The organism is Membranihabitans marinus (genome assembly GCF_019802045.1).
In the GTDB taxonomy this organism is placed as follows: domain Bacteria; phylum Bacteroidota; class Bacteroidia; order Chitinophagales; family Saprospiraceae; genus Membranihabitans; species Membranihabitans marinus_A.
The window spans coordinates 135,452-151,473 of sequence record NZ_JAHVHU010000013.1 but is presented as its reverse complement, the minus strand read 5'-3'; the positions used below and the strand labels follow the sequence as shown (position 1 = coordinate 151,473).

General features: G+C 44.6%; 12 protein-coding genes and 1 pseudogene. 4 read left to right on the top strand and 9 right to left on the bottom strand.

Annotated features, from left to right (window positions below; translation table 11 throughout):
- Nucleotides 1-402 precede the first annotated feature (402 nt).
- Nucleotides 403-3,900 (bottom strand): T9SS type A sorting domain-containing protein, encoded by a 3,498-nt coding sequence (locus KUV50_RS19460; RefSeq protein WP_261395255.1) that lies wholly within the window; start codon nucleotides 3,898-3,900, stop codon nucleotides 403-405.
- Nucleotides 3,901-4,549: 649 nt separating this feature from the next.
- On the opposite strand from KUV50_RS19460, the gene KUV50_RS14495 reads away from it, so the two are divergent.
- Both KUV50_RS14495 and KUV50_RS14490 read left to right on the top strand, forming a co-directional pair.
- A complete protein-coding gene (locus tag KUV50_RS14495; RefSeq protein ID WP_222580890.1) occupies nucleotides 4,550-4,690 on the top strand; it encodes a hypothetical protein in 141 nt (46 codons plus the stop codon).
- A 226-nt stretch (nucleotides 4,691-4,916) separates the two neighbouring features.
- The gene (locus KUV50_RS14490) at nucleotides 4,917-6,086 is read left to right on the top strand and encodes an alpha/beta hydrolase family protein (protein WP_222580889.1); all 1,170 of its coding nucleotides are present in this window, start codon (nucleotides 4,917-4,919) and stop codon (nucleotides 6,084-6,086) included.
- A 135-nt stretch (nucleotides 6,087-6,221) separates the two neighbouring features.
- On the opposite strand, the gene KUV50_RS14485 is transcribed toward KUV50_RS14490, so the two are convergent.
- From KUV50_RS14485 to KUV50_RS14455, 7 genes and pseudogenes are all read right to left on the bottom strand, one after another.
- The gene (locus tag KUV50_RS14485) at nucleotides 6,222-7,367 is read right to left on the bottom strand and encodes an ATP-binding protein (RefSeq protein WP_222580888.1); all 1,146 of its coding nucleotides are present in this window, start codon (nucleotides 7,365-7,367) and stop codon (nucleotides 6,222-6,224) included.
- Between the two features lie 106 nt (nucleotides 7,368-7,473).
- Nucleotides 7,474-7,614: a hypothetical protein gene (locus KUV50_RS14480; RefSeq protein ID WP_222580887.1), complete on the bottom strand. Its 141-nt coding sequence runs from the start codon at nucleotides 7,612-7,614 to the stop codon at nucleotides 7,474-7,476.
- A gap of 65 nt (nucleotides 7,615-7,679) precedes the next feature.
- Complete coding sequence (locus KUV50_RS14475) at nucleotides 7,680-8,696, bottom strand: Gfo/Idh/MocA family protein (RefSeq protein WP_222580886.1); 1,017 nt, start codon at nucleotides 8,694-8,696, stop codon at nucleotides 7,680-7,682.
- A gap of 236 nt (nucleotides 8,697-8,932) precedes the next feature.
- Nucleotides 8,933-9,706: a glucose 1-dehydrogenase gene (locus KUV50_RS14470; protein WP_222580885.1), complete on the bottom strand. Its 774-nt coding sequence runs from the start codon at nucleotides 9,704-9,706 to the stop codon at nucleotides 8,933-8,935.
- 187 nt (nucleotides 9,707-9,893) lie between these two features.
- Nucleotides 9,894-10,121 (bottom strand): annotated as a pseudogene (locus KUV50_RS14465) (amidohydrolase family protein); the annotation flags it as partial.
- Nucleotides 10,118-10,306 carry a hypothetical protein gene (locus tag KUV50_RS14460; RefSeq protein ID WP_222580884.1) on the bottom strand — a complete coding sequence of 63 codons (189 nt, stop codon included), beginning with the start codon at nucleotides 10,304-10,306 and terminating at the stop codon, nucleotides 10,118-10,120. The gene KUV50_RS14460 and the pseudogene KUV50_RS14465, both read right to left, overlap by 4 nt.
- Nucleotides 10,307-10,391: 85 nt before the next feature.
- Nucleotides 10,392-12,341, bottom strand: a complete 1,950-nt coding sequence (locus KUV50_RS14455; RefSeq protein WP_222580883.1) for a UvrD-helicase domain-containing protein — start codon at nucleotides 12,339-12,341, stop codon at nucleotides 10,392-10,394.
- 351 nt (nucleotides 12,342-12,692) lie between these two features.
- Between KUV50_RS14455 and hflK the strand changes: the two genes are divergently transcribed.
- Together hflK and hflC are read left to right on the top strand one after the other, a co-directional pair.
- The gene (gene hflK, locus KUV50_RS14450) at nucleotides 12,693-13,700 is read left to right on the top strand and encodes an FtsH protease activity modulator HflK (protein WP_222580882.1); all 1,008 of its coding nucleotides are present in this window, start codon (nucleotides 12,693-12,695) and stop codon (nucleotides 13,698-13,700) included.
- A gap of 2 nt (nucleotides 13,701-13,702) precedes the next feature.
- Nucleotides 13,703-14,647 carry a protease modulator HflC gene (gene hflC / locus KUV50_RS14445; RefSeq protein ID WP_222580881.1) on the top strand — a complete coding sequence of 315 codons (945 nt, stop codon included), beginning with the start codon at nucleotides 13,703-13,705 and terminating at the stop codon, nucleotides 14,645-14,647.
- Between the two features lie 349 nt (nucleotides 14,648-14,996).
- On the opposite strand, the gene KUV50_RS14440 is transcribed toward hflC, so the two are convergent.
- On the bottom strand, nucleotides 14,997-15,911 hold the full coding sequence (locus KUV50_RS14440; RefSeq protein WP_222580880.1) for an NADP-dependent oxidoreductase: 915 nt from the start codon (nucleotides 15,909-15,911) through the stop codon (nucleotides 14,997-14,999).
- Between the last annotated feature and the right edge of the window lie 111 nt (nucleotides 15,912-16,022).

The window sequence follows — 16,022 nt, the reverse complement described above, 5'->3', positions numbered from 1 at the left end:
ATTACAGAGAAATAAATTAAAATAGGGGAAATATCCCCTAATAAATGTCTGCATGTGGTCCTACCTGCAGCAACTAATTTACACAAGTACAACACTCCCGGTACAACCCTACTCATCTTCAAGACGGTCAAACAGGATAATTTTATGAGCACTAAAAATTAATCCGACTTGTCCACCACGGCCATCATTATTCCACTTATATATGTTGTCTATCCGTGCTTTATATGCAAAATATCCTAGACGCTATTCACAGGAACTCTGACAAATACTGGTTCTGGTCATCCCCTACTCTGTTGCATATGCTATACACCATTCGTAAAAGTCAGGCGTGGGACCCATGCTGTTCCTCTTCATTCAACTCCATGCGTCCCACACCTGCTAATACTAATCTGAATTCTGAAATCAATAATATGAAATCACTAAAACCCTTTTCGTACCCAGCAACTGATTCTGCTCACGCAACTGGAGATGGTATAAACCCGTATTCAAACCATGAACATCGATGGTTTTCCCTTGTTGATACTGACCTGATTTCACAGCACGTCCCAGTGCGTCATATATACGGTAATCCAATACCTCATCACTCTGAATATTGAGTTTCAGATATTCCCTGGCCGGATTGGGATACAGGTCCCAGGTTTTTTCCATGGGTTCATTCGTGCGAATCATTTCTGATTCAGCTGCTGGTCGTTCTGTTGCCATGGAATGAATGACCGCATTTCCCAAACACGATTCCGTAAGGACCCAACCTTGATCCACAGATTCCCCGGCTGCGACCGTCAGGGTATCCGACCACAACTGCTTATTAAATTTCAAAGTATCAATCAGACAAATGGCTGTATCAATCTTCACCTGATACTGACCAGGGTGTTCCGGTAAAAAGTAATACGTTCCCTGTGCGCCCTGCCAGTCACCCGTAGTCCAAGAACTGACGTGGGTTCGTGTTCCTGCTTCCACATCGAGACGGTACAGGCTCACGGGCAATCCATTGGTCCCGGCTTCACCGTCGAACTTAGCGTTTAGGACGTGATCCTCATCTGCGATGCGACCGGTAATCATACTATACTGCTTACGATCTCCCGATCCCAACCAGATCATCTGATCCTGGAAGCTTTCATGCCCGGATGGATCCCGCGCCATCCAGCGGCGGGTAAACCCAAGTGTATCTCCGCTGGATATATCCAAAACCGGCATCGTCATCACTTTATCCCACACCACATATTGACACACGTCAATGATCTTCACTTTCGGATCAACAGGTGGAACATCTGCAGCAGTGGCTACCGTGGTATCCCTGGGGAAGCATTGATACACCGGTGGGGCCAGGTCGTACATGGCTAGATAGTAGTTGAACGTATAGGTATGCGCACAGGCATCCTCTACCACGTATTCATACCGCCAAACTTCATACATCCCCCACGGCGCATTTTCCGGGACTTCCGCTCTGTACGAATGAACCTGTAATGTTCCGTGCTTGATAATCTCATCATAATTCAGGTCATAGCGCGATATTTGCCACGGAACCTGACAATCTACGATATGGATGGTATCCCCGTTGGCCACACCATGAATATTTTTAAAGTCCGGTTCGTAAAACTTCACGGTTACAAAGGCATTCATGCTCCCAATGTTTCCGCTCTGATCCCGAGCCTTTAAAACCACCTCATGGGTACCGGTATTTCCACAGTCATAATCAGTCTCCCCTTCCAACCACATGGCTACGATGGAACAATTATCCGTGCTGCCATTATTAATCGTGCTTACCGTGACATTTCCTTCGCCGTTTTCATCCAGGACCACCGTGACATTGCGTGTCCGAACGATGGGAATGATATTGTCTTCGACGGTTACAGTGGCATCGCACGTAGCTGAATTCCCGTTCACATCCGTAACGGTCAACGTGACCGTATTCGAACCCAGGTCACCACACGTAAAATCGGTCTTGTTGACGACAAAAGATGCAATCCCACAGGCATCGTTCGACCCGCCATCTACATCGGTGGGAACTATGGAAGCTTCACCTTGTTCATCCAGCTGGATAGTGATATCTTGACAAATGGCCACCGGCGGAACATTATCCTCTACAGTCACAACAGATGTGCACGTACTCACATTATCATTATTGTCTGTCACGGTCAAAGTAACGGTGACCGGATTATCTACATCAGCACAGGTGAACGAAGTCGGACTGACGCTCATGGTTTTTATTCCACAGGCATCCGAAGATCCATTATCCACATCGGCAGGAGTAATCGAAGCATTGCCTGTCGCATCAAGTTGAACTGTAATATCCTGACATAGAGCTAGCGGAGAGACGGTGTCCAATACGGTCACCGTAGCCTGACACTGATCGGTATTACCACTCGGGTCTTCGACAGTCAGAGTCACTGATACTGGTGAACCGACATCCGCACAAGTGAATGAAGATACATCAATCGATCTGGAATCAATCGAGCAATTATCCGTGGACCCGCCGTCCACTTCATCAGCTGTAATAGAAGCTTGACCATTGGCGTCCAGATAAACGGTGATATCCTGACAAACGGCTTGTGGGCTAATGGTATCTACCACGGTCACCGTAGCCTGGCAATCATCTGTTGCCCCATTATTATCCGTCACCGTCAAGGTTACTTGATTGGCACCAAGATCCGCACAGGTGAAATTCGATTTACTTACAGCTATATTGGTGATCGTTCCATCCGGATCAGAACTTCCATCATCGATATCATCGGCAGCTAGGCTTGCATTTCCGTTGGCATCCAGATAGATGGTAGCTGCTTTACACTGGGCCACTGGTGGTTGATTCAAGGTCACCTGATAAGAGATCGATCCATGATCCGGAGATCCATCAGTACCTCCATTGGTTTTTGAAGAACCGGGCTGCGCTATCGGATTGACATAACTGCCGCCACCACCTCCACGACCAGTGGAGCCACCGGCGCCACCACCGGAATAGCCGCCGCCACCACCAGCGGCTCCAGACCCGGCGCCACCTCCACCATATCCAGCACCTCCATTACTCCAGGAAAATGATGTGCAACCTTCCGACCAGCCTCCATAACCCATTGAGTTACCACCTGCACCACCTTCTCCATTAATGGAAGATCCATTGAAACTGACACATGTGATTCCACCACCTGCCGAATTTGCTCCACCACCGGCACCGGCAACCGCTAAAAGACCTCCATCTCCACCACCGGAGCCTCCACTGCCCCCACTTCCCACTCCGACGTCTCCATTCCCACTCCCACCACTGGTACTGGCTCGACCGCCTTGTCCAGATTCACTATCTACTGCTAAGTATGCAAACATCCCCTGGTACGCACCACCACCCCCACCGGCTACGGCCAGCAAAGTCCATCCGGCGGGCCCGGGAGGATTATATAGCACGGCAGATCCGCCACCACCACCACCATAAGAAAGTCCAACTCCTAGTGCACCGCCGGAATTTCCGCTTGAACCTGCACCTCCAACGACAAAACGTACTGTTGAACCCAGCGGAATCTCCCCGGGACCATTGCCTACCGGAAAAGTAGCAATCGTATTAGCTCCTGCTCCGCCACTCGACTTATGCGAAACATTTATAGTATTGAATGGCGGCAATGGATTAATGTAAGAATCGTGCACCCGCGCATAGCCCCCATCTCCGCCTGTCAAATCAAAAGAAATGGCCACTATTTGACTGTTGTTGGGTATGGTGAGGTCTTGAACTCCTCCACTAAAGTTTATGTTATTTACACTCCCATCATCAATGATCTGCGAATAGGCCGGTACTCCGACGAGTATTGTGGTCAAAATCGCCAAAGCCATGGCTGATATTTGATGAAGCCACCTGTCATTTTTGGGAGGATCTGCAAAATATATCTTTGCTTTGACTATTGCGGGTACAACGTATTTCATAATTTTTATAAATTAAAATGGTTAATTAATCGATTAAATATCAAGATCAGACATACCTCTGGCCTCAATAGTTATATTCCATTGGATAAAACAACAGAAAAAATCTATTTTCAACTTGGATAAATGCAATCTGACCTACAGATGCATTATGAATCATAATAAATTACAGGAACCATTTTAAAGGAGTGCTTCCTTTGGGATCCTGGTTTAGCTTTGTTTCATTGATAAATATACTAGATTATTCTTTATTTTCCCTAATATTAGAAGAAAAAACTACCACATTAGGGGATTTTCCCCCACTTCATCACCCAATTTCCCAATTATCACCCAATCTTCTATGTTATTTATGCATGAATATAGAAACATTACCATCGAACATAAATCGCATTTATTGAATAATCAGACCACTTACTTCTATAAATAAAAGCCAAAAAAAATGCAAATTAGATAGGGTGGTAATACGCCTACCTTGTGCATCCGCAAGCGAGCCCTGAATGAAAATTTAATTCGGACATGTAATCTCAGTTTGCTATAGTAGAAAAAAATGTTGTGCAGAATTATACATCAGAGCGTACGCCTGGGATTAGACGGCGTTTATACACCGATCCATAAATAATTTGCGTATTTTTGCCGCACAATGAATCAATCGATGGCACAGAAAGAATCAAAGGAGAAACGCTCAACAATGAAATGGATCAAGGGCATGGGCGTGGGCGCATTTCTGTTTTTCTTCATCAAGGGACTGGTGTGGCTGGCTGTGTTTTTCGGACTTTTTAAGTTTTGCACCTAACCAGTATATCGTCGTTATATCGTTTCCCTGACCGTAAACGAGGCCTTTTGATTCTGTCCTGACCGTCTTCAATAACTTGGATGTCTTTCCAACTGTACATTATCATTCATATTTTAAAAAATTTTCCTTATAATTTCAGTAAATTAGTCTGAAATTCATCGGACACCATCGCTCCGGAGTGGAGCGGTGTTTGGGCAACCGTTATTTTGATTTTAAAAATATCCCAATGAGAAACTCAACAACCTTCCTTTTTGCCGTGGTGGCTATTATTTCCGCATTCACACCAACCATTTTTGCTCAGACGGATCACCTCTGTCAAGGTCATTACTGGACGGAAGATGAAGGCAACCAAAAAATGAAAGAATTCGCAGCTCAATGGTCCGATAAAGTCTCATGGGAAAGTCGTGCCGATGTCATCAAAAAGGGAATCATCAATGGACTACGTCTTGAAGAAATGCCCCAGGAGCACTTCCCGTTCCAACCCATCATTCATTCGCCCAAACAGATGGATGGCTACACGGTGGAGAACATCGCTATCGTAAGTTTTCCAGGTTTTTATATCACCGGCAATTTATACAAACCTACCAATTATGAAGGTCGTATTCCGGCCATACTCAGCCCACACGGTCACTGGGAAGACCGACGTTTCTCCGATGAAGTCCAGACCCGGGCAGCTGTGCTGGCTCGGATGGGGGCTATGGTCTTCACCTATGACATGATCGGTTACGGAGAATCCACCCAGACCGAGCACCGGTTTGATTACACCTTGCTGTTGCAAACCTGGAATAGTAAACGGGTACTGGATTATCTGACCTCGCGGAATGATGTGGATCCTGAACGTATCGGAATCACCGGGGCGTCCGGTGGTGGCACTCAGACTTTTATCCTGACCGCCATCGATGATCGGATTGCAGCTTCGGCGCCTGTAGTCATGGTATCGGCCCATTTTTTCGGAGGCTGTGTGGGTGAAAGCGGCATGCCGATACACAAAAGCACTCACCATCAAACCAACAATGTAGAAATAGCCGCTTTATGTGCCCCCCGTCCGATGATGGTCATATCCAATGGGAACGATTGGACACGGAATAATCCCCGGGTAGAAGTTCCCTATCTTCAGCGGGTTTATGCCCTGTATGATGCCGAACACAAAATGGAATCGATTCATCTCCCTACGGAAAGGCATGACTACGGGTATAACAAACGGGCTCCGATGTATCTTTTCTTTGCCCATCACCTCGGACTTTCTGCGGGCAATGTCCCTTTTAATGATGGCGTGGATGAATCGTTTGTGGAGATATTGCCACGCGAACAACTCACTGTATTCAATGCGGATCATCCAAGACCGGATGATGCATTGATAGGTGTGGAAGCAGTGATGGGGTACTTAGGATATTAGGGTGCTTCGCTTTTAGGGATTAGGACGCCCCGAGGCCTCGGGGCTTTAGGGATTGATTAATTTCAGATATTAAATTTCAGATTTATGAATTAGCTATGAGCTATAAACTAAAAACTAAGCACTACAAACTAATCTCTACCCTCTCCAGCTCCTAACCCTATACTTCGTCCGTTCCTGATTTTCCGAACCTCCATAAATCAAGGTGGGTTTGGAAATATTTCCTTTCACCAGCTTTTCAAAATAGTCGAGACCCTGGAAATGCTTTGGCAGAATCGTTTGGGTAGATTTTATTTCAAAAATATTAAACTTTGGTCCTTGTTTATACAGCAGATCAACTTCATGGCCTTCCGAATCCCGCCAAAAGTAATAATCTCGTAGAAGATAATCGTGGTGGTTCCTTTTCATAAGATCGGAAACCACTAGGTTCTCGAAAAGGCTTCCGATTAATTTTCGATCTTCCAGGTCATTCACCTCACGTAAACCCAGCAAATGTGCAACAAGACCCACATCGTAAAAATAAAGCTTTGGGGCTTTCCGGATTCGCTTTCCAAAATTTTCAAAATAGGGCTGTAATAAAAACACAATGTAGCTACTCTCCAAAATACTTAGCCAGGATTTGGCTGTGGGCTGTGAAATACCGCTTTCATTGGCCAGATGACTCAAGTTTAGCAATTGTCCATTACGTGTAGCACATAAACCTATAAAATTACGGAATCGTCGCAGATCCTGGATATTGGTTAGCGCTGTTACATCCCGGTCGATATAGGTCTGTATATAGCTATTGTAAAATCCCGCCGGATCCAGATCCCGGTCATACACAGCCGGGTAAAAACCTTTTATTAAAAGAGACTTCCAATCCTCCGGTAACAAATCAGCCGAATTTAATTCACTGGAATCAAAAGGCAACAACTTAAATAATGCCGTTCTCCCAGCCAAACTCTGAGTTATCCCCTCAAGCAAATGAAAATTTTGTGAGCCTGATAAAATGTACTGCCCCATCTGCCGGCTTTCATCCACAATGGTTTGTAAATAAGAAAAAAGAGATGGCACTTGCTGAACTTCATCCAGAATAACATGATGGTCAAATTCTTTCAGGAAAGCCACAGGGTCGTTCTCAGCGTATGCTCTTATATTGGGATTCTCCAACGAAAGGTATTTGTAGTCAGGAAAAATATTCTTCAACAAGGTTGTTTTTCCTGATTGCCTCGGTCCGGTTATGGTTAAAATGGGGTACATCGATGTATAACCCCGTAGAACTCCTGTCAGCTTTCGATAAATCATAACAGCTTATGAAATTAAACACTAAATATATGACTAATTTTGAATCTGCAGGATGTTTATTTTGAAAATGCAAGGAATTTATTTTGAATTTTCATGAATGAAATCTTCAAAATACATGAATTCCAGGGATATGACCAAGTACTTTTATCAAGGCTTCTGTGCTATACTCTAATAAAGTGATCTGAAAAGCATCCATCGTAACTCTCTCACCACCAAAAACCAAACGGTTGAAAAACTCAAACTTCATCCGGTCTATTTTCTGCACCATAGCCCATAGACGATACTCTCTAAACCTTAACCTTATCCTCAACCTTAAAACTCCACCTGGCGTCCTTCCTCCGACGACTTATAGATTGCTTTGATCAATGCCAGCGCCTTCAATCCCTCTTGGCCAGTGACCACCGGATCGCGGTCTTCGCGGATGGCAGCTATAAAATCTTCGATCTGATATTTATGATAGGCATAATCGATGGCCATGGGATCCGACGCACCGGAATCTTGTTTTTCAGTATCTTCCTGCTTCTGAATATCATCTTCTCCTTTGATGTTCCAATCATGAATACGCCCCCCTTCCAGGATCACACTCCCTTCTGAACCAAACACTTCCAATCGTTCCGAATAGCCGGGATACGCTGCAGTACTCCCCTCAATAGTTCCCAGAGCTCCGTTTTCAAACTCAATCATCGCAACCCCCAGATCTTCCCCTTCAATCTGATGCACCGTGGTCTTTACTTTGGCTGTTACCGACTTGACCGGCCCCATAAGGTGTTGCAACAAATCGATGGTGTGGATCCCTTGGTTGATCAAGGCAGCTCCTCCATCGCCTTTCATCGTTCCCCGCCACGGGCTGCTGCTGTAATACTCTTCCGGACGGTACCACTTGATGTAGGCGTTCCCAAGCAGGAGTTTTCCCAGTTTTTGATTGTCCACCGCATCTTTTAATTGTCGATAGTCTGGTTTAAATCGACTCTGGAAAATACAGGCCAGTTTAACCTCATTTTCATCACATACCCGGATCATTTCTTCGGCCCGTTCCATGGTCACTTCCAGTGGTTTTTCAGACAATACATGCACTCCTCTTTTCGCTGCGGCCACACAAGGCTCCAGATGATTTCCACTGGCCGTGCAAATGATGATGGCATCGATGCTTTCCTTGTCAAACATGGTATCTATATCTGAATACGCACGTACTCCATATTTTTCAGCGGCCATTGCCGCACGTTTTTCACTCGAACTACACACGGCTACGACCTCTGCTTCCGGTATATCTTTGATCGCGGTAAGGTGCATCCCCGCGATCGACCCGGTTCCTATAATTGCAAAATTCATTGTTTCGTGGTTTGTTGAAGTTGCCATAGACTATTTAGATGTTTGTGTAAAGTTAAAATATTACGGTTACGTACACTAAGATACAGGAATAGCCGGTAAATAAAAACCACGGTGAAAAACGAACCGCAGCAATTATCCGAAAACAGTCTCGATATTCGGTATATCAGGACTTTGTCATAGAAGATGTTCAAACGATACCACCTTCATTTTACAAATAATCATACATCATTTTATCATTATTCCAGGGTTTGCACTCCTCCCCCATTCACAAAAATGGTTTGACCGCTGACCCATTCCGAGATGGGGGCTGCAAAATAAAGCATGGCACCTGCAATATCGTCAGCCCTACCCAGTCGTTTGATGGGTGTATTGGCCAACATTTGCTTTTCTATTTCAGGCGTCAGCACGCTTTCCAAGGCTGCCGTTCTGGTCGCACCGGGGCCTACCGCATTAATACGTACTTCCGGTCCAAAGTCATGAGCCAGATTGGCTGCCATATGATTCACCGCCGCTTTGGATCCGCCGTACCCACTCATATTGGGGCTTTTATTGACGCTGGACATCGAAGTGGTAAAAACAATAGAACCATAACCGGCTTTTTTCATGTGCGGTACACACAGCTGACACAATCTCCAACCGCTGAATACATTCAATTCAAAATCGCGTCGTATGTCATCCACGGATATCTTAAAAGGATTTTCACGGCCTCCGCCCCCACCACCGGCATTGTTTATCAGGATGTGAATCCCGCCCAGTTCTTGGATCGTTGTATCTACGAGATTGACCAGCTCTTCATCTTTCAGCACATTGCAAGAAACGGCGATGGCTTTCACGCCCAACTTCTTGATTTCTGAAGCCGTCTTTTCAGCATCCTCGAGGTTGAAGTCTCCGATTGATATATTAGCACCATGCTTAGCCAGGATTACAGCCGTCGCCTTGCCTATTCCATTGGCTCCGCCGGTGACGATGGCCGTTTTTCCAGTGAGATCAAATAATTCTGATTTGTTCATAATAATTAATTTGTAAATAGTATTAATCTACTTCTCCTGCTTTCACCACCTGATTGCCAATATTTCCACCCGTATACAGCAGAATTTGTGTTGGATTAACGGGTCGGCTGATATTCCAAACAGGAGACTTTCAATAATCGCTAGTCGTTTGCCACAAGACTCCCCATCATAAAACCATCTTAATCCTTTACTTCTTTTCAAATATCGTCCTACCTTCTTTAATGGTTTCTGCTACCTCGATATCTTTTATGGTCATTGCATCAACTGACAATGGGTTTTTTTCGAAAATTACAAAGTCGGCTAATTTCCCCTCTTCTATACTGCCTTTTGAATCTTCTTCAAAAAATTCATAAGCTGCATTAATCGTTATCGCTTGCAAAGCTTGGTAAGGTGTTGCCTTTTCGCTTTCTCCTATGGTATTTTGCCATCCTGCTCGACCACAGCTTCCACGTATTGAGGATTGTCCGACTGCATAATAATAATCTCACCGTTGTAGAATAATTGCGCAGGAGCTTCAGACATAGCTGGCGCATTTTGTTGCTTTTGCTTACAGCTCATGACAAAAAGCAAACTAAGTAGAGCGAAAAGTGTATATTTCATGATAGTGCTTTATTTATTTAAACCTGTATTCGCACCTACGCAATACTCGTGAGCCTTCGAACTATTATAGTCTCCCCTTCCACCATCAAAACCGGGTTTCCAAATCCAGCTTTATCACACGCAAGCGGATGGCTCCTGTGGTTCGTCCGAAGTGACTGGCCAAAGCATGTATGTCCTCCCCGTCATAATATCGCTTCGTTAACTCGTTATCCAGTTTTTTGGTCCAGGGCCTGTTCGCTCCCCGACGCGATGCATATTTTCCTTTTTCGGCATAGCCTGGTCCATCGTTCTCACTTTTTTCCCCCTTCCTATAAGCAAAGGTCGACTGACGGGTTCTTTTTTTGAAATCAGCCTGCTGCCTGGTGTTATTTGGACGTGAGAGAGCTTCTTCCGGTTCATCTTTCAAGATCTTAATCGCAGTCGAAGGTGGAAAATCAACAGGCACATAATCCTCAGGGATAAACAATTCACTTTTTGTTCGGGTGATCGCCACATACAGGAGATTAATTTCCTCATTGAGTCGGGCGTATTTCAAATTTGCACGATCGTTGGTATTTTCCGTGAACACCGAATTCGGAGTACTGACTTGTCCTGATCCTGGTCCACCGGTGTTTTTCTGAGTAGATCCATTACCCCGGGGCGCTGTTTCTCTGGCTATAGCGGCAATTTGCTTCTCCAGTTTTTCTTCAGAAACAAAGTCACCGACGATATGGACCGAATCATATTCCATCCCTTTACACCGGTGCACGGTCGAAAACACCATATCTGCCTTTTCTTTCTGATTATCATCAACGTGTCTTTCTTTTATTTCATTCAGCAGGCGCGGAATCTGATCTCCATATTCTTTTACGATATCGACCATCATCGCCAGTTGAGCATCCTCCGTTTTTTCAATGTAGTCCTCGAGTTCATCCAGGTTAGCCATCTTTTTTATAAGCTTATCCCGGATCAGTTTTCGTTTGAATTTATAGAGATTTAGCACATCGTACAGAGAGGCGCCTTCATCCGCATAGGTGTAGGAGTGAATATTTCCTTCAAAATAGATCTTTCGACCGTTTTTCTTGTCTTTTACGAACTCAATGGCTTTGAGCAGCAGCCCCAGATTTGTGCGGGCTATAATCGCTTTTGTTTTGACTTTACCAGATACCCCCTTCCCTTTTATTTTCAAAGTCGGGTTTTGGCCGATCTGCTTCTTCCATTCCAACACGGATCCGGCCAGATTAGCGATATCCTGACTAAACCTAAAACTGGTCGACAAATAGAAGTTTTTAAAATCGGTCTTTTCCAGTGAATTCACTGCAAAACGCCAACTGTAAATCTGTTGATGCGTGTCTCCGACAATCACTTTTGTCGCATTTTGCTTCACAAAAACATCAAGCATAGCCCCCGAAGCGTCTTGTCCTTCGTCAAAAAGAATGTAATCATACGGCAACTGCGGTCTTGAAAGTTGAAATTTCTTAAGATAAAAATCATGTGTGATTTCTATTTCGCCCCGATCCATCTTTGCGAGAAGTCGGCGGGTTTCTCGTTCAATGTATTTATAGAAAGTTTTCACAAACGTTCTCGCCCGGGCATCGGAAACAATTTCGAGGTAGTTCAGGTCCTTCACCCGCCGCTCCCGACTGTTGCAGAAATAAGAAATAAACTTGAGTATATGGTTAGCGATGACATATTCCGTGTGCTTTTCCCGATTGCCTTTTAAACCAAGTAAATCTGCTATTTCATGAATTTTATACCCATAGGGGCGTACTTTGTAATTGTATTTAAACACGATGTATTTATAGGCCAACGAATGCGCCGTTTCCACCTTCACGTTATTCAGTCCTTTAGCACCAAATTTCCTAATCGCTTCGAGTTTAACTGATTTATTAAAAGCCAGATAAAGAATCCGGCTTGAACGGGGGCGAGCCCGGGCATACTCTATGATGGTGGTCGTTTTTCCCGAACCGGCGATGGCATTGATCTTGATGTTGCCCGTTGAGTTGATGATGGCTTGTTGTTCCTGCGTTAACTCCATTTCCAGTCTAATGTACAATCATTGAACTTTCCAAGGTACGGATTATCTGACAGATTCCCCATTGGCGGCAAACTATTTTACTTTCGTTCCTGATCCGAATCCCAATTCTTTGTTCGCTGTAAAAATCGACCACAAACAGAACCAATAAACCGTCTATTTCAATCAGCACGCACCATTCAGGTCGTTTATAATGGTTCGAAAACGGACGATCAGCCACATACTTGTACGCTAAGTCCGCCTATAAAAGGGAGACAATATTTATTCTCTTGAAATTGTACAGGGAGTCCAGTCTGTTTTTTGTAAATTTGTAGTTGGCAGGTGGCTGCCCACGGAAACATTTTTTACTAACGGATTGCTAATCACTTACAAATGTATAATAATGAAAACCAGGAATTTAACATCCCTCGTCCTGATTCAAATAAAATCAAAGCCGTAATTAAAACCGCAAGACCTTTTATTATCGGGATGATATTGGTCATCATTGCATTCAGTTCTTTTTTTCAGGTCGAACCGGAGGAACTGGGAGTGATCACGCGATTTGGGAAATACACCAGAACGGTAGATCCGGGTCTTAATTTTAAAATGCCCTTTGCGGAAACCGTATATAAGGTTCCCGTAGAACGGCAACAAAAGTTGGAATTTGGTTTCCGAACCACCAGCAGTGGTTCGAGGAATTCCGAATTCACAAAATCCAATACGCAGGATGAGTCCTTGATGCTCACCGGCGACCTCAATCTGGCAGATGTAGAATGGGTGGTTCAATATCGAATTGACAGTGCATACAACTTTCTGTTTAAGGTGCGGAATCCCGTTCGTTCCTTGCGGGATATCTCTGAGGCGGCCATGCGACAAGTCGTCGGTGATCGCACCGTCAATGAAGTGCTGACCGTGGGTCGAACCGAAGTAGCCAACAGTGCGCAGGTCATGATTCAACGTTTGAGCAATGAATACTCACTCGGTGTGAAGATCGATCAGGTCGTGCTGCAGGATGTAAATCCACCAGATCCGGTCAAGGCCGCATTTAATGCAGTCAATCAGGCCCAGCAGGAACGCGAAACCCTGATCAATGAAGCCAAATCCGAATACAACAAAGTAATCCCGAAAGCCAAGGGCCAGGCGCAGGAAACCATCCAAAAAGCGGAAGGTTATGCGGCAGAGCGGGTCAATAATGCCCAAGGGGAAGTCGCCCGATTTAATGATCTGTATACGGAATACGTCAAAGCACCTGACGTAACCCGGCGTAGAATTTACCTTGAAACCATGAAGGAGGTCTTACCCAAACTTGGCAATAAGATCATCACCGATTCGAAAGGAAACAATGTACTTCCCCTGTTGCAAATGCAGATGGAGAAACAAAACACTCAAAAAGAAAATTAATCATGTCAAAAAATAAATTTTTCATACCGGGGATCATCATCGCTGTGTTAGTTGTTCTCCTCATATCGAGCATATACATCGTTAATGAAAAAGAACAGGTCGTCATCACCCAATTTGGCCGACCAATTGGTAATGCGGTGACCACACCGGGTATCAATTTTAAAATTCCTTTTATTCAAGAAGTGAATGTTTTTGAGAAACGATATCTCGAGTGGGACGGGGATCCCAATCAAATCCCCACAAAAGATAAGAAGTTTATTTTCATTGACACCTATGCGCGCTGGCACATCACAGACCCGCTTCAATTTTATAAAAGATTGACCAATGAACGAGGTGCTCAGTCCAGATTGGATGATATATTGGATGGGGAAACCAGAGATTATATCGCCAACCACAATCTGGAAGAGACGGTGCGAAACAGCAATCGGGTACCGACCGTGACGGACACCATTACCGAGCCTTCCACCGATACATTAGTGGATATATCGGTGGGTCGCGAAAGAATAGAAAAAATGATTTTAAAGACCGCCAATGAGCGTGCATCAGACTTGGGAATCGTGATCAAAGACTTTAAGATCAAAAGACTCAATTATGTCGAAGAAGTGCGTGATCAGGTCTTCAAAAGAATGAATAGTGAACGGTTTCGGATAGCGGATAAATTCAGATCGGAAGGACAGGGAGAAGCCTCACGAATAAACGGGGAAAAGGTACGGGACCTAAAGTCGATACAATCGACCGCTTTCGAACAGGCCGAAAAGATAAAGGGTAAAGCCGATGCAGCAGCCGCAGCCATCTATGCGAGCGCCTATAACCAATCCAACATGTCCAAGGACTTGTATTCTTTTCTAAAATCAATGGAAACCTTTGAAACTACCTTTGATCAACAAACCTCCATCATTCTATCAACAGACAGCGACTTGTTCAAGTTTTTGAAGTCCATGGATTAAATACAGTTCGTAGGATCTTCAGCTCGTACTTAGCATATTTTGCAGCTGGGAAGCAAGAGTTCCAGCTCTTGGGTAAAAGTGTTTGTGAAGAAGAAAGGGCTTGACGGGCTTTATTTCGTAACTTCAATGGTCGAGAGTCAGGCTTCAGATCTGTTCGTACTTGCTTTGCACGGGATATTTTGTCAAAGATGGGAGTTGTCTCAGTCATGCCAAGGTACGCACAGCGGTAGGTTATCCGAGGCTGCACCGCAGTGCTTCACAGCGCGGTGGACTTACCGATGGAGATGCTCCGGTTTTCCGAAGCTAATTCGCACTGGAAACTATCAAACTTCGAGATCTGTCAAATTAATTAGGGGACCAATACAATCTTCCCTAGTACTGACCCTTCTTTACTCATTCGCAATCCTTTTTCAGCTTCCGAAAGAGGAAGTACCTTCCCCACCTTTGTCTTAATTTTTCCGGCCTCCACCAATTCTGTAATTTCATTCATTTGCTCCGGATTGGGTTGAGATGCCATGATCAGTGCTTTCACCTGGTATTTTTCCATGAGTTCATCGGAAGGCTGCTGGACCAGGGATACCAAAATCCCTCCTTTTTTCAAGACCTTGTAGGAACGCTCATGGGTATCTCCGCCAATGGGATCCAATACCACATCGACGTCTTTTTCTACATCTTCAAAAGCGGTAGAGGTATAATCAACGAATTCATCGACACCCAGGCTTTCCACAAAATCCTGATTGTGCCCGGAAGCGGTTCCTATAACATAAGCGCCCTTTGCTTTGGCTATCTGAACGGCCATGGAGCCCACACTCCCGGAAGCTCCGTGAACAAGCAGTTTCTGCCCGCTTTTCAATTGAGCTTTATCAAAAACAGCCTGCCAGGAAGTCAAAGCCCCCATGGGAATGGAAGCCGCTTCCTCAAAATCGAAGTTTTCCGGTTTTCTGACCAATTCGTTTTCCTTCACAATGACATATTCAGCATAACAGCCCACAAGAATTTTTCCATAAACGGCATCACCGCTTTTAAATTTTTCAATTTTGCTGCCAGTTTTCTCCACCCTACCCGCAAAATCTGCCCCCAAAATCAAAGGCATTTCCATTCCAAATTTACGTCCCCGGCCGCCCCGGATTTTCCAATCGATGGGATTCACAGCTGCTGCATGCACCTTCACCAACACTTCATCGGCTTTGGGTTCAGGTCGTTCGACTTCAGTATAAGTCATCTCTGCATCGTATGCATATTCATGAATGAGTATCGCTTTCATTGTTGTCGTTTTTTTAAAAAAAAGTGTGTAAATATCATATTCCGTTATTTCAAAAGAATTTAAAGACAGACTATTTTCATACATGATTTTCAATCAGAGGGGAATAAAATA

Coding starts and splice junctions, on each gene's coding strand:
- KUV50_RS19460 (WP_261395255.1), bottom strand. CDS start 3,900: ATGAAATACGTTGTACCCGCAATAGTCAAAGCAAAGATATATTTTGCA.
- KUV50_RS14495 (WP_222580890.1), top strand. CDS start 4,550: ATGGCACAGAAAGAATCAAAGGAGAAACGCTCAACAATGAAATGGATC.
- KUV50_RS14490 (WP_222580889.1), top strand. CDS start 4,917: ATGAGAAACTCAACAACCTTCCTTTTTGCCGTGGTGGCTATTATTTCC.
- KUV50_RS14485 (WP_222580888.1), bottom strand. CDS start 7,367: ATGATTTATCGAAAGCTGACAGGAGTTCTACGGGGTTATACATCGATG.
- KUV50_RS14480 (WP_222580887.1), bottom strand. CDS start 7,614: ATGAAGTTTGAGTTTTTCAACCGTTTGGTTTTTGGTGGTGAGAGAGTT.
- KUV50_RS14475 (WP_222580886.1), bottom strand. CDS start 8,696: ATGAATTTTGCAATTATAGGAACCGGGTCGATCGCGGGGATGCACCTT.
- KUV50_RS14470 (WP_222580885.1), bottom strand. CDS start 9,706: ATGAACAAATCAGAATTATTTGATCTCACTGGAAAAACGGCCATCGTC.
- KUV50_RS14460 (WP_222580884.1), bottom strand. CDS start 10,306: ATGAAATATACACTTTTCGCTCTACTTAGTTTGCTTTTTGTCATGAGC.
- hflK (WP_222580882.1), top strand. CDS start 12,693: ATGTATAATAATGAAAACCAGGAATTTAACATCCCTCGTCCTGATTCA.
- hflC (WP_222580881.1), top strand. CDS start 13,703: ATGTCAAAAAATAAATTTTTCATACCGGGGATCATCATCGCTGTGTTA.
- KUV50_RS14440 (WP_222580880.1), bottom strand. CDS start 15,911: ATGAAAGCGATACTCATTCATGAATATGCATACGATGCAGAGATGACT.